Annotated in this window: 12 protein-coding genes and 1 tRNA gene; 6 read left to right on the plus strand and 7 right to left on the minus strand. The window is 69.3% G+C overall.

Annotation, left to right across the window (positions count from 1 at the left end):
• The first annotated feature begins 142 nt into the window (after nucleotides 1-142).
• Genes C5E10_RS05540 through C5E10_RS05555 form a run of 4 tightly spaced genes read left to right on the plus strand, consistent with a single transcriptional unit; the run spans nucleotide 143 to nucleotide 3,929 of the window.
• A complete protein-coding gene (locus C5E10_RS05540; protein WP_104330792.1) occupies nucleotides 143-964 on the plus strand; it encodes an SDR family oxidoreductase in 822 nt (273 codons plus the stop codon).
• Nucleotides 961-1,692 carry a Type 1 glutamine amidotransferase-like domain-containing protein gene (locus C5E10_RS05545; protein WP_104330793.1) on the plus strand — a complete coding sequence of 244 codons (732 nt, stop codon included), beginning with the start codon at nucleotides 961-963 and terminating at the stop codon, nucleotides 1,690-1,692. The genes C5E10_RS05540 and C5E10_RS05545 overlap by 4 nt, the downstream gene beginning before the upstream one ends.
• Nucleotides 1,689-2,411, plus strand: coding sequence for a uracil-DNA glycosylase (locus C5E10_RS05550; RefSeq protein WP_104330794.1), 723 nt, complete (start codon nucleotides 1,689-1,691; stop codon nucleotides 2,409-2,411). The genes C5E10_RS05545 and C5E10_RS05550 overlap by 4 nt, the downstream gene beginning before the upstream one ends.
• A gap of 48 nt (nucleotides 2,412-2,459) precedes the next feature.
• Nucleotides 2,460-3,929: an amidase gene (locus tag C5E10_RS05555; protein ID WP_104330795.1), complete on the plus strand. Its 1,470-nt coding sequence runs from the start codon at nucleotides 2,460-2,462 to the stop codon at nucleotides 3,927-3,929.
• 6 nt (nucleotides 3,930-3,935) lie between these two features.
• Here the strand turns inward: C5E10_RS05555 and C5E10_RS05560 are convergent, their stop codons facing one another.
• The 3 genes from C5E10_RS05560 to C5E10_RS05570 form a co-directional block, all read right to left on the minus strand.
• Nucleotides 3,936-4,331: a Fe-S oxidoreductase gene (locus tag C5E10_RS05560; RefSeq protein ID WP_104330796.1), complete on the minus strand. Its 396-nt coding sequence runs from the start codon at nucleotides 4,329-4,331 to the stop codon at nucleotides 3,936-3,938.
• Nucleotides 4,332-4,439: 108 nt separating this feature from the next.
• The gene (locus C5E10_RS05565) at nucleotides 4,440-5,195 is read right to left on the minus strand and encodes a PspA/IM30 family protein (protein ID WP_104241515.1); all 756 of its coding nucleotides are present in this window, start codon (nucleotides 5,193-5,195) and stop codon (nucleotides 4,440-4,442) included.
• A 107-nt stretch (nucleotides 5,196-5,302) separates the two neighbouring features.
• Complete coding sequence (locus tag C5E10_RS05570) at nucleotides 5,303-7,447, minus strand: TPM domain-containing protein (protein ID WP_181062657.1); 2,145 nt, start codon at nucleotides 7,445-7,447, stop codon at nucleotides 5,303-5,305.
• A gap of 222 nt (nucleotides 7,448-7,669) precedes the next feature.
• On the opposite strand from C5E10_RS05570, the gene C5E10_RS05575 reads away from it, so the two are divergent.
• Together C5E10_RS05575 and C5E10_RS05580 are read left to right on the plus strand one after the other, a co-directional pair.
• Entirely contained in the window at nucleotides 7,670-7,972 is a 303-nt protein-coding gene (locus tag C5E10_RS05575; RefSeq protein ID WP_181062658.1) for a DivIVA domain-containing protein, read from the plus strand.
• Nucleotides 7,973-8,040: 68 nt separating this feature from the next.
• Nucleotides 8,041-8,871 carry a siderophore-interacting protein gene (locus C5E10_RS05580; protein WP_104330799.1) on the plus strand — a complete coding sequence of 277 codons (831 nt, stop codon included), beginning with the start codon at nucleotides 8,041-8,043 and terminating at the stop codon, nucleotides 8,869-8,871.
• 21 nt (nucleotides 8,872-8,892) lie between these two features.
• Here C5E10_RS05580 and C5E10_RS05585 read toward each other — a convergent pair whose 3' ends face one another.
• The 4 genes from C5E10_RS05585 to C5E10_RS05600 all read right to left on the minus strand — a co-directional run bounded on the left by C5E10_RS05585 (nucleotide 8,893) and on the right by C5E10_RS05600 (nucleotide 12,465).
• Nucleotides 8,893-10,377 (minus strand): SDR family NAD(P)-dependent oxidoreductase, encoded by a 1,485-nt coding sequence (locus C5E10_RS05585; RefSeq protein WP_374953487.1) that lies wholly within the window; start codon nucleotides 10,375-10,377, stop codon nucleotides 8,893-8,895.
• A 107-nt stretch (nucleotides 10,378-10,484) separates the two neighbouring features.
• Nucleotides 10,485-11,738, minus strand: a complete 1,254-nt coding sequence (fmdA, locus tag C5E10_RS05590; protein WP_104330800.1) for a formamidase — start codon at nucleotides 11,736-11,738, stop codon at nucleotides 10,485-10,487.
• 167 nt (nucleotides 11,739-11,905) lie between these two features.
• A complete protein-coding gene (locus C5E10_RS19095) occupies nucleotides 11,906-12,193 on the minus strand; it encodes an FmdB family zinc ribbon protein (protein ID WP_181062660.1) in 288 nt (95 codons plus the stop codon).
• 199 nt (nucleotides 12,194-12,392) lie between these two features.
• Nucleotides 12,393-12,465: transfer RNA gene (locus C5E10_RS05600), tRNA-Arg, on the minus strand.
• Nucleotides 12,466-12,592: the final 127 nt, after the last annotated feature.

Consider the following 12,592-nt stretch of genomic DNA (forward strand, 5'->3'; position numbering starts at 1 on the left):
GTAGCCTCCGTGTCGGCCGCGACCCGACTGGACAGTCGGGTGGCACCGAGTGTGGCAGTGGGCGCTGGCGCGGGCAACGGAGCGGGACACAAATCGTCACGCGTGCCAGGCGCGGCGCGCGGCCGCATGCCACGATGGAGGCATGCCTGTAGAACAGAGAACGCGTGTTGTCGTAGTGACGGGAGCGAGCAGCGGGATCGGCCGGTCGACGGTCAGGTCGTTGCGCGCAGAGGGCAGGGTGGTGCTCGCGACTGCCCGCCGTGCCGACCGGCTCGAGGAGCTCGCCGCCGAGACCGGCGCGGAGGTGCTGGCGGGGGACATCACCGATGACGCCTTCGTGGCCGAGCTCCGAGACACCGCGAGCCGGCTCGGAGAGGTCGAGGCCCTGGTCAACGTCGCCGGGGGAGCGTTCGGCACCGAGAGCGTCGAGGAGAGCAGCATCGCCGACTGGCAGCTGATGTTCGAGCTCAACGTCCTCGGCACGAAGCGCGTCATCACGGCGTTCCTGCCGCTGCTGCGTGCATCAGCCGCGAGCAGCACGGACGAGTTCCCGCACGCGGACATCGTCACGGTCACCTCCACTGCCGGACGCGTCATCTACCAGGGCGGTGGCGGCTACGTCGCGACGAAGGCCGCGGAGGCGGCGATGATCGGGGTGCTGCGCCTCGAGCTCGGCGGTGAGCCCATCCGGGTCATCGACATCGCTCCGGGGATGGTGCACACGGAGGAGTTCACGCTCAAGCGGATGCGGGGCGACGGGGCATCGGCCGACAAGCTCTACGAGGGCGTCGATCATCCGCTCACCGCGGAGGACATCGCGGCGACGATCCAGCTCGCGCTCCAGCTTCCCGGTCACGTCAACGTCGACGAGCTCGTCGTGCGTCCGGTGGCGCAGCGGGAGCAGTTCCAGCTGCACCGCGGCCCCCTCGTCATGAAGGGCGCCAGCAAGGAGGCCGGCGAGTGAGCATCTTCCTGGTAGGCGGCGGAGACGGGCCAGGGGTCGAGCTAGCACTCGCCCAGCTCGCGGGCGAGGCTCGAAGCCGCGCCGCCGGAGCGACGCCCGTCATCGCCGTCATCGCGGTCGGGGAGAACCCCGAGCCCGTCGCGGACTGGTTCGCGGACCGACTCCGATCGGTCGACCCTGGCGTCCTGGCGACTCCCGTGCTCGCCCGGAGCACCGCGGGCGGTGAACCGCTCGACGAGATCGATCTCGCCAGCTTCTCGACGGCCCACGGCATCCTCGTCAGCGGGGGCCACACCCCCGCGTATCTCGCCGCACTGGCGCCGCTCGCGACCGATATCCGCCGCCTGGTGGCCGAGGGCGTCTCCTACCTCGGCTACTCGGCTGGCGCCGCCATCGCCGCGGACGAGGCCATCATCGGCGGGTGGCGCATCGGCGGGGTGCCGGTTGCCCCGGAGGAATCCGGCGAGGGACTCGACGAGGTGACGTTCGAGGCCGGCCTCGGGCTGGTCGATCTGACCATCGAGGCGCACGCCGCTCAGTGGGGTCTCGTCGCGCTGTGCGCGGCGAGCATCGAAGCGGGACTCGCGGAGCGCATCCTCGCCGTCGACGAGGACACCGTCCTCAAGGTCGGTGAGGGCGCGCTGGAGATCCTCGGGTCAGGGAGCGTCTGGCAGCTGACCGCGGGGGAGGGCGGCGTCACGGTCTCCTCCAGCCGAGCCTCGGAATGACGGAGCTGCGCGGGCTCGGCGATCTGCATCGGCTCGACCCCGGGTGGGCTCGGGCGCTCGAGCCTGCTGCCGGCCGCCTGGAGGAGATCGCGGAGCGGCTGAAGTTGGAGGAGGATGCTGGCCGCGGCTTCCTGCCGGCTCCTGAGCACATCCTTCGGGCATTCGAGGCCCCACTCGACGACGTCCGGGTCCTGATCGTGGGCCAGGACCCGTATCCGACGCCCGGCCATCCCATCGGACTGTCCTTCGCCACCGATGGCCACGTCCGGCCGCTCCCTCGAAGCCTCGCGAACATCTACCGGGAGCTGCACGACGACCTGGGCATCGAAGCGGCCACCACCGGCGATCTCTCGCGCTGGAGCGAGCAGGGGGTCCTCCTCCTGAACCGTGTCCTGACGGTCGGTGCCGGTGCGGCCGGCTCGCACCGCGCCCTCGGCTGGCAGTCGGTCACGGATCTGGCGATCGAGGCGCTCGTGGCCCGCCAGCGACCGCTCGTTGCGATCCTCTGGGGCAAGGACGCGCAGGCCCTCGCCCCGCTGCTGGGCGAGACCCCGACCATCGTGAGCGCGCACCCCAGCCCGCTCTCCGCGTCCCGCGGCTTCTTCGGCTCCCGTCCGTTCTCGCGGACCAACGAGCTGCTGCGGCAGCAGGGTGCGGATCCGGTCGACTGGCGGGTCGTCGAGACGCCCCAGGGCGCCACGCAGCCACCCCTGTTCTAGCTGCGCCAGACCGAGCACCATCCGACACGAGCTTCAGAGAGGCACATCATGAGTCAAGAGCTGCATAACCTCGGCGCCGTCAGGCAGAGGCAGCTGCTCGCGAGCGGCGAGCTCTCGCCGGTGGCGCTCACGAGCGCCTACCTGGCACGTCTGGAAGCGGATGGGGGTGCCGCCGGAGCCTTCATCACCGTCACCGCGGATCGCGCGCTGGAGCGCGCTCGAGCGCTCGAGCGGGAACCCTCATCCGCGTCTCGCCGCGGAGACCGGCACCAGGCTCCGCTCTGGGGGATGCCCTTCGCTGACAAAGACCTCGAACCGCGCGCCGACGTGCCGACCTCCTTCGGCTCTCGCGCCTTCGCCGGCTATGTGCCGGAGGAGAGCTCTCCGCTGGTCGAGACCATGGACGCGGCCGGCGGCATCAGCCTGGGGAAGACGAACACGCCCGAGTTCGGTCTCCCCGCCTACACCGAGAACGCCGTGGCCCCGCCAGCAGTCACTCCGTGGGGTGCCGGGCTCGGGGCTGGCGGCTCCTCGGGAGGTGCGGCGGCAGCTGTCGCTGCCGGCCTGCTTCCGTTCGCGCCGGGGTCGGACGGCGGCGGGTCCATCCGCATCCCGGCTTCCGCCTGCGGTCTGGTCGGTCTCAAGCCGAGCCGGGGCCGAGTACCGGACGGGTCTGGCGTCGGCTCTCTCGCGGGGCTGCCCGTCTCGGGCCCCATCGCGAGGAGCACGGCGGATGCGGCGCTCCTGCTCGACGGGATGATCGCCCGGCGCGGGGACGGCAGCCAGGCCGACCGGAGCGCCCTCACGGCACCAGCGGGGGAGCGTTCCTACCTCGACGCTCTTGACGAGCCTGTTCGGAAGCTGCGGATCGGCTTCAACTGCTGGTCGCCGTGGTCCACCGAGTACAAGATCGCGCTCGACGATGAGGTCGCCGCGGTCTTCGACGCCGCCAAGGAGCAGCTCTCGCGCCTCGGACACGAGCTCGTCCCGGTCACGCCGACGGACGCGCCCGACTACTTCGACGCGTTCCGGACGGTGTGGCAGGCCGGCGCCTCGACGATCCCCCTGGAAGGGCCCGCGCTGGAGGCCCTGGAACCACTCACGCGGTGGCTCGTCGGCGTCGGACGGACGAAGGGGGCCGCGGAGCTGGCCGCGTCGCTCGCGTCGCTCGCCGCGTTCGAGCGCTCGATCATCAGCCAGTACTCGGACGTCGACGTCGTCCTGACACCGACGCTCGCGATGACGCCTCGGCCGCTCGGCTGGTTCGACGCGGGCGACGGGGAGCGAAACTTCGAGCAGCAGTGCCAGTACACGCCGTACACGTCCTACGTGAACGTCACCGGGCTGCCTGCCATCACCATGCCCGTCGGGTTCGCGAACGGCCTGCCGGCGGGGGTGCAGGCCATCGGTCGGCCGGGCGACGAGGCGACGCTCCTTCGGCTGTCGCTGCAGCTCGAGCGCGAGATCGATTGGCCCAGCCGGTACCCGCCCTCCTGGGATGGTGCAGCGCGTCCCTGAAGCTGCTCAGCTCTTCGACGCGGGGCGTCGGCGGGCCGGGAGGTAGTTGCCGTCCTCGAGTCCCGCCTCGATCTCGAAGCGGTTCTTGAGCGGGTCGAAACCGGCCAGCCAGTAGAGCGGCGGGAAGAGGAAGCCGTAGCGCTTCCACTGCTCGACGTGCACGCGCTCGTGGCGGAATACCCGCTCGCCGACGGTGTCGCGAGTGAGGTAGACCCGGCCGACGCACGTCCCGCCCCTCCGGAACGCCCACTTGGGCAGGCCACTGCACACGATGAGCCCGTCGTGGTCCTCGACTCTGCCCGTGGAGAGCGGCACGCCGACCGCGAGCCCGACGGCGGTCGCCGCGTGGTAGCCGAGCCGTGACAACGGCGAGTCGAGGAACACGCTCTTCAAGAGGTTCATGGGTGAGGACCTTCGTTCGCTGGTGCGTTGGCGGCTGGAAAGAGAGGACGCCGCTGAGACCCGACCGTGTGAGACGGGTCCCAGCGGCGAACGATTGCGCTGGGAGGCTTAGAAGCTCTGCTCCGGCGCGTCGATGGCGGCAGGTGCGCGCTGGCCCTGCTTGAGTGCGGCAAGCCGTGCCTCGACCTCGGTCAGCTTGCCGAGGTCCTCGAGCTGGTTGAACTGCGAGTCGAGGCTCGAGGTCTGCAGCTCCTGCTGGCCGCGCACGAGCGCCTCCTGCCGGCGGACCTTCTCCTCGAAGCGACCCAGGTCACTGGTCGGGTCCATCACGTTGATGCTGCCGAGAGCCTCGTTGACCTTCTGCTGCGCCTCGGCCGTCTTGGCGCGGGCCGCGAGCTGGTCGCGCTTCGCGCCGAGCTGGCGGAGCTTCTCGCGCATGCCGTCGAGGCCGCCCTTGAGCTGCTCGACGACCTGCGTCTGGGTGCGGATCTGCGGCTCGGCCGTGCGAGCTTCCGTCTCGGACTCGATCTGGCGCGACAGGGCGACCTTCGCGAGGTTGTCGAACTTCTGCGCGTCGACCTCGTCGTTCGCCGCGCGCAGCTCGTCGGCCTTGCGGCTGGCGGCGAGGGCCTTGTTGCCCCATTCCGACGCGGCCTGGACGTCTTCCCGGTAGTCGTCCTCGAGCATGCGGAGCTGGCCGATGGTCTGCGCGATCGCCGCCTCCGCCTCCTTGATGTTCGAGCTGAAGTCGCGGATGAGCTGGTCGATCATGAGCTGCGGGTCTTCCGCGTTGTCGATGAGCGAGTTGATGTTGGCGCGGACGAGCTGGCTGATTCGTCCGAAGATGGACTGCTTGTTGGACATCGAGTGCTTCCTTTTCGCTGGTGATCCGTGATGAATGGCCGTGATGTGTCGGAGTGCCGTGATGTGTCGGAGTGTTTGTGGAGCGCTGTCTTCGCGCTGGGTGCGCGTCAGCGCCTTCTGCCGCCGCCCGATGAGCGGAAGCCCCCTCCCGACGAGCGGAAGCCGCCCGATGAGCGGAAGCCCGACGAGCCGCCGCCCGATCGGCGGCCCGAGCTGCCGCCCCACGAGCTGCCGCCGCCCCACGAGCTTCGGCTGGAGGAGCCGCTGTTGCTGATGAGGCCGCCGAGGATGCCGCCGAGGAGGCCGGAGTTGAAGCTGCTGTTGGAGTTCGAACCCGAGGACACACCCCAGCTCTGCTCGTAGCCGCTGCGCTGCATCTGCACCTGGCTTCTCGCCTGCTCTGTGGCCCGCTCGGCGAGGCTTATCGCGCTCTTGGCTCGCTGCATCGCCTCTTCGGGCTGGGTGGCCGCGAGCTGCTCCGCCGTGCGGAGCTCGGTCTCCGCCTGCTGGATTCGCGCGCGCGGCTCGCTCTCCACGGCGCCTCGACGCGCGTCGATGAACTGGAGTCCGCCCGTGACGGCGGAGCGGGCCTGAGCGAGGGCGACGTCGAGCTGTCTGCGGAGTCCCGCCAGGCGCTCGTGCTCCTGGAGGAGCGACGCGATCGCTGCGTCGAGGGCCTCGTCCGCCTCCCTGAGACCCCCGAGCGTCCTGAGCGGATCCGCGGCCGAGGCGCTGCCGGAGCGGGCCGTGGCGATCGCCTCCTGGGCGGTGGCCTGCGCCGCGGCGGCAGCTGCTGCGACGTCCGGCTGCAGCGATGCCTGCTGGACGAGCTGGGTGCTGCGCGCGAGACCGGCCTCCAGCTCGCCGATCTCCTGGCGGATGAGCTGCTCCGCGTTCTCGAGGTCGCTCGCGGCGGCGCCGATGGAGCCCAGAACCGAGGTCACCTGCGAGAGCGCGAGCTGCGCGTCGCCGATATCGACGGCGGCTGGCCCCGTCCGTCCTTCACGGAGACCGCTATCGGCGTTCTGCGTCTCGGTGCGCGCGAGCGCAAGCAGCTCGCGAGCGTGGCTGGTCGAGTCGTCGACCGTGGAGAGCGCCTGCGGACTGTAGCGGGCGCGGAGCGCCGTGAGCTGGGACTCGGCGCCCTGCATCTGTCCTTCGAGTCGGTCGAGTTCGCCGCGGACCTGCCTGAGCAGCTCTGGCGCGTTGCGCTCCATGTCCCGGAGCTTCTCGAAGCGTGCAGCCTGTTCGGCGACGCGCTGCTCGGCCAGGTTCACGAAGCCGAGGATGGCCTCGTTCATCTGCACCTGTGCTGGCAGCGGCTCGGGTTCGGTGTCGAGGTACTGGCCTTGGACGCCGAACGCACGACGCAGCTGCTCGCGGGCATCCGCCACCGCTGCTCGGTACTCGGCGACCGGCTCTGGCCCGAACTGCGCCTCGGCGAAGCTGACCTCCTGATCGGCGGAGTTCACCAGGTTGTCGACTCTGACGAGCTCCCCGGCGGCGCGCTGCGCGAGCTGCTCGAGTTGCGCCTTCTGCTCGGCCTCCGTCGCCTGCTGGCCCTTCTTCTTCTTGCGCCGAGCGCTGAGCACGACGAAGAGGATGATGAGGGCGACCACGACGATGAACCCGCCGACGAAGAGGAAGATCGTGCCGACTGCGGCACCCGTGACGAGCTCGCCGCCACCCGCGCCGCCGGTGGTCGTGCCGGCACCGGTGAGCTCCTGGCGGAGCGAGTCCGCCGCCGAGATAGCGGCCTGACCGTACTGCCCGGAGTCGAGGTTCGGGGCGATCGACTGCGTCTCGATGTCGCGCAGCGCACCGTCGCCCAGGGGGAAGGCGCTGTCGGTGTTGAGGCCGAAGTCGAGCTGGTCGACACCGACGTACAGGATGACGGCCTCGGAGCCGAGGTCGTTGGCCGAAGCGAACTCGCTGGCCCAGTCGAAGCCCGAGCTCGGGTTGGAGAAGCGATCGACGATCGCGAAGTACATCGTGTAGTCGGTCTCGGCCTCGAGTGTCGAGATCGCCTGCTCGATGTCTGAGGTGTCGCCGGTGACGAGCCCACTGGGGTCGAAGATGTGGCCCTGCGGCGAGCCGGGGCTCTTGGCCGGGGCTATGGCGGTGGAGGAGCCGGAGGAAGTGATCGGAGAGACCTCGGCGGATGCTGGCGCACTCGTTCCGAGGAGTGCTGCGGCAGCGATGCCGAGCAGAGCGAGCGCACGACGCACGGAGACCCCTTTCTGGCCGGTCATCGGCCTTCTCCGTAACGCTAGCGGGGTGTAGCCGTGAAGAACGTGATTGTTGTGCGCGTGGTGACGCCACGAGTGAACAGGCGGCGAACAGTGCCCTTCGCAGGTGAGCGCTTGGTGACGATCCGGCGTCGATGTGTGATTCCACATGGAGTTCCGTAGAATTGTCGTGCACCGGACAAGCACTCCTTGTCCGGTTTTCACATGAGACACCGGAGGTTCAACGTGCGAAGTGAAGATGTACGCACCAAGCGTTTCAACGCGCTGAAGTTCGACGGATGCTACGACGTCCGCGAGGTCGACCAGTTCCTCGACCAGGCCGCCGCCGCCCTCGAGGCGCACGAGAGGGGCCTGCGCGAGCAGGCGCAGATCGTCAGGTCCCACGAGGTCGAGGCCGTCAAGTTCACGTCGCGCGTCTACGAGCGCGGCTACTCCGCTCAGGAAGTGGATGTCTTCCTCGAGGAGCTCGCAGAGGCGCTGGGAAGCTACGAGACCGATTCCGGCGCCGAGGGGCGCGCGCAGCGCTGAGCGACAGGCGCGCCTCAGGAGGGCTTGTTAGGCTGGCCTAACTCACCCCGAACGAGGAGCCCATCACCGTGACAGACGTCGTTGCCCAGAAGCCCCGCAAGCGGGGACCCACCGTCCGCCTGAGCGTGGAGCGCACCGAGCGACTCAGTCGCTCGCTGGTCCGGGTCCACTTCCTCGGGGCAGACCTCGACGACTTCGACCTCGAGCACGCCGACACCTACCTGAAGCTGCACTTCGGCGGAGGCGTCGGCGAGCTCGAGCTCCCGTTCGATCTCCAGGAGCTCCGCGCGACGCTTCCCTACGAGCAGGTCCCCGTCCGGCGCACCTACACCGTTCGTGGGATCGACCGCGCGAGCAGCACGGTCTTCGTCGACTTCGTCGTCCATGGCGACGCCGGCGTGGCCGGCCCGTGGGCTCGCGACGCGAAGCCAGGGGACGTCATCGTGGCCACGACACCGCACGGTGCCTACTCGCCGCTCCCGGAGAGCGACTGGCATCTCATCTGCGGCGACGAGTCCGCACTCCCGGCGATCGCCCGGACCCTCGAAGCGCTCCCCGAGGACGCGCAGGGCGCGGTCCTCGTGGAGGTAGCCGGGGACGAGGACCACATCGAGCTCGCGGCCCCGACGGGGGTCAGCGTGCAGTGGCTCCACCGAGGCGAGCATGGCGGGTTCGACCAGCAGCTCATCGCGGCAGCCGTCGAGGACCTGGCGTTCCCTGATGGGCTCGTGCAGGTCTTCGCACACGGCGAGCGCGAGCAGATGAAGCGACTCAGGAAGATCTTCTCCGCCCGTGGCGTCGAGCGCTCGCAGCTCTCCCTCTCCGGCTACTGGGCCGCAGGACGCACGGAAGACGCCTTCCAGAGCGAGAAGCGCGAGCCCGTCGGTCAGATCTTCTGATCCCGCGAGCTCGCCTTCCCGCTACCAGGAGCCGGGCTTGTAGTCCTTGAGGAAGACCCCGAAGAGATCCTCGCCCGACTCACCGCGCACGATCGGGTCGTAGACGCGGGCTGCACCGTCGACGAGGTCGAGGGGGGCGTGGAATCCCTCCTCGGCGAGGCGGATCTTCGTGAAATGGGGCCGCTCGTCCGTGATCCATCCGGTGTCGACGGCGGTCATGAGGATGCGGTCGCTCTCGAACATCTCCCGAGCGCTGGTGCGCGTGAGCATGTTCAGCGCCGCCTTCGCCATGTTCGTGTGGGGGTGGCCCGGGCCCTTGTAGCCGCGTCCGAAGACCCCCTCCATCGCGGAGACGTTGACGATGTAGGTGCGGCGCGCCGATGACGCCTTGAGCGCGCCACGGAGCCTGCTCACGAGCAGGAACGGTGCCGTCATGTTCGCGAGCTGCACTTCGAGCATCTCGAGGGGCTCGACCTCGTCGACGTGCTGGGTCCACGAGTTGATGTGCAGCTCGTCCGGGAGCAGGCCGCCTGCGTCGATGGCGGTGCCAGCCGCGAGCCGCTCGAGCGACGAGGAGCCGGCAGCCATGGCGTCTGCAGTCAGCTCCTCGGCCGTGCGTCCCGCCGCCGAGGACAGGATCGGGTGCGCGGCGACCGACTCCGCCAGGGCGAGCGGGTGCGCGTCGTTCGTGTGCCCGAAGGTCACGAGCTCGGGAAGTGGCCCGTCCGGCAGCGGCGCGAGCTCCGCCTCGACGAGCGGCGCGTAGGAGCCGGGGGAACGGCGAACCGTCTGGGCGGCATTGTTGATGAGGATGTCGAGCGGGCCAGCGGCCGTGACGGAGTCGGCGAGGCCCATGACCTGTGCGGGATCACGGAGGTCGATGCCGACGATCTTGAGTCGGTCGATCCACTCCGGCGAGTCAGGCAGGGCCGAGAATCGGCGGACGGCGTCGCGCGGGAAGCGCGTCGTGATCGTCGTGTGGGCGCCGTCGCGGAGCAGCCGCAGCGCGATGTACATCCCGATCTTCGCGCGACCGCCCGTGAGCAGGGCCCGCTTGCCGGTCAGGTCGGCGCGTGCATCCCGCTTCGAGTGGCTGAAGGCGGCGCATTCTGGGCAGAGCTGGTGGTAGAAGGCGTCGACCACCGTGTACGGCTGCTTGCAGATGTAGCAGGCGCGTGGCTTGAGCAGCTCGCCGGCCGTCGGAGCGGTCGTCGAGGTCGAGATCGGGATGCCGCGAGTCTCGTCGTCGATGCGATCGGGTGCGCCCGTGGCGGTCGCGGCGACGACAGCCCTGTCGGCGTCTGCGATGCGCTGGCGCTTCGCGGCGCGCCCGACGCGCTTCACGTCCTTGAAGAACTGCGCCGTCGCCCGACGGACCGTGATGAAGTCCGGGTCCTCGCGGTCGTAGGCGGAGAGCTGCTCGAGGACGCGCAGGGTCGTCGCGAGGTCGGCCTCGGCGATGCGCTCTTGCGCGAATTCCGCGCCGTCGGTCTCTGCTGGCGTCACCGTGGGCGTCTCGTCTGGGGTCTCGGAAGGCACACGAGATTGTAGAGGCCAGCGGGCAGGCGCGCCACACGCGCCCACCCACCGGCCTCCCGGTCCTCTCCCCGCGACTAGGAGGCGACCGCCCTCGGTGCCCCCATACCGGGATCGATCTGGTGCGGGCCGTTCGCCGACGGCCGCACGTCGAAGTCGAAGATCGAAGTGGGGAGATAGACGGTGGAGCACGAGTTCGGGATGTCGACGACGCCGGAGAGGCGACCCTCGATGGGGGCCGAGCCGAGGAGCAGGTAGGCCTGCTCCGGTGCGTAGCCGAACTTCGTGAGGTAGTCGATCGCGTGCAGGCACGCCCGCTGGTAGGACAGATGGGAGTCGAGGTAGCGCTGCTCGCCGTCGAGCGTGACCGACGTGCCGGAGAACGCGATCCACTCGCTGTAGTCGGGCTCCACATTGCCCGGCATGAAGATGGCGTTCTCCGAGACCCCGTACGTCTCCATGCCCCCCTTGATCAGGTCGACGCGCACATCCATGAAGCCGCCCATCTCGATGGCGCCGCAGAAGGTGATCTCCCCATCGCCCTGGGAGAAGTGCAGGTCGCCCATCGACAGGTTCGCCCCATCGACGAAGACGGGGTAGAAGATGCGGGTGCCCTTCGAGAGGTTCTTGATGTCCTGGTTGCCGCCGTTCTCGCGCGGGGGAGCCGTCCTGGCGGCCTCGCCAGCGACACGATCGAACTCGGAATCCGGGAGCGAGCCGAGCACGGCGAACTGCGGTTCCGGCGGCAGCGCGAGCGGCGGAACCCTGCCGGGGTCGGTCGCGATGAGCTTTCCCTCCCGTGCGTTCCACTTCGCGAGCAGCTCCGCCGACGGAGCCGTCCCCATGAGGCCCGGGTGGATGAGGCCCGTGAAGGACACCCCTGGCACGTGACGGGACGTCGCCGTCTGACCGCTGAAGTCCCAGATCGCCTTGTAGGCGTCCGGGAACTGATCGGTGAGGAACCCTCCGCCGTTCTCCTTCGCGAAGATTCCCGTGTAGCCCCACCCCTGGCCCGCGAGCGGCCCCTTCTCCTGGGGAATCGGGCCGACGTCGAGGATGTCGACGATGAGGAGGTCGCCAGGTTTCGCACCCTCGATCCGGAACGGCCCGCTCAGCTTGTGCACCGTCAGCAGCGGCGCGTTCAGGATGTCCTCCGCGGAGTCGTCGTTGACGATCGCCCCGTCGAACCACTCCCGGCAGTCGACGCGGAACTCGTCGCCGGGCTTCACCGTAGCGACCGGTGGGATCTCCGGATGCCACCGGTTGTGGCCGATCTTCTCCTGGTCCTCGAACTTCTTCGTCGAGTCGAGTGGAAACAGCACGTCGGGCATGGCTCGGTCCTTTCGTCTGTGACCGATTCACCGTCTCTTGCGTGGCGGCAGCCTCGGTCGTCGGTGACCGAACAGCCATCCCTTGCGTGGCGGCAGCCTCGGTCGTCGGTGACCGAACAGCCATCCCTTGCGTGGCGGCAGCCTCGGTCGGTGCGAGCCCCGCGACGTCAGTGTCGCGGCAGCTTCGCGTGGAGTGGGTTGCGAGTGATGCCGCCGCCGGGTCTCCGAGGAGCTCCGGGGAGCGAGGTCACGACGTCCGGCTCATGCGCGGACCTCGAGGCGGCATCGATGAGGCCGTAGGCGGAAGAGCCTGCGACGGAGAGATGCGGAGCAGCCGGGCGGCGCCTCGCATCTTGCCCGCACTCTGGGCACACGGATTTCTCCGGTACCGAGTGCATGGTGTGCACCTCGTCGAAGCGGTGCGCGCTCTCGCACCGATACGTGTAGGTGGGCATCCTTGCCTCCCCTCGTCGAGGTACTGCCGACCGTAGCGGTGGTGCGTCGAGAGTGTCAATGTCCTCTCGGGCACGCGTCCTGCGCGTCGGTGAACAGATCCCGGCGCGGGAGCACGAGCGTCCGCACGCTGCGAATGCGGAAGGGCCCGGAGCTGCTGAGCAGCGCCGGGCCCTTGCGATGTCACCAGACATCGAGATGTGCCCCCGACAGGAGTCGAACCTGCGACCTTCGGTACCGGAAACCGGTGCTCTATCCACTGAGCTACGGAGGCGGATGCGGAACTGAGCTTTCAGCAACGCGGAGCCAATACTAACAGGGCGCGAGGGTGCCCGAACGCCACTGGTCGCCACCGCGCGCGGCTGTGGGGGAAGGCCACGGGAGCGTGACACAATCCGCTG

The organism is Pseudoclavibacter sp. RFBG4 (assembly GCF_002931515.1).
In the GTDB taxonomy this organism is placed as follows: Bacteria; Actinomycetota; Actinomycetes; order Actinomycetales; family Microbacteriaceae; genus Pseudoclavibacter.

Excerpts from the sequence above, each read along its gene's own strand:
- C5E10_RS19095 (WP_181062660.1), bottom strand. The coding sequence starts at position 12,193 with ATGCCCACCTACACGTATCGGTGCGAGAGCGCGCACCGCTTCGACGAG.
- C5E10_RS05570 (WP_181062657.1), bottom strand. The coding sequence starts at position 7,447 with ATGACCGGCCAGAAAGGGGTCTCCGTGCGTCGTGCGCTCGCTCTGCTC.
- C5E10_RS05550 (WP_104330794.1), top strand. The coding sequence starts at position 1,689 with ATGACGGAGCTGCGCGGGCTCGGCGATCTGCATCGGCTCGACCCCGGG.
- C5E10_RS05565 (WP_104241515.1), bottom strand. The coding sequence starts at position 5,195 with ATGTCCAACAAGCAGTCCATCTTCGGACGAATCAGCCAGCTCGTCCGC.
- fmdA (WP_104330800.1), bottom strand. The coding sequence starts at position 11,738 with ATGCCCGACGTGCTGTTTCCACTCGACTCGACGAAGAAGTTCGAGGAC.
- C5E10_RS05560 (WP_104330796.1), bottom strand. The coding sequence starts at position 4,331 with ATGAACCTCTTGAAGAGCGTGTTCCTCGACTCGCCGTTGTCACGGCTC.
- C5E10_RS05555 (WP_104330795.1), top strand. The coding sequence starts at position 2,460 with ATGAGTCAAGAGCTGCATAACCTCGGCGCCGTCAGGCAGAGGCAGCTG.
- C5E10_RS05540 (WP_104330792.1), top strand. The coding sequence starts at position 143 with ATGCCTGTAGAACAGAGAACGCGTGTTGTCGTAGTGACGGGAGCGAGC.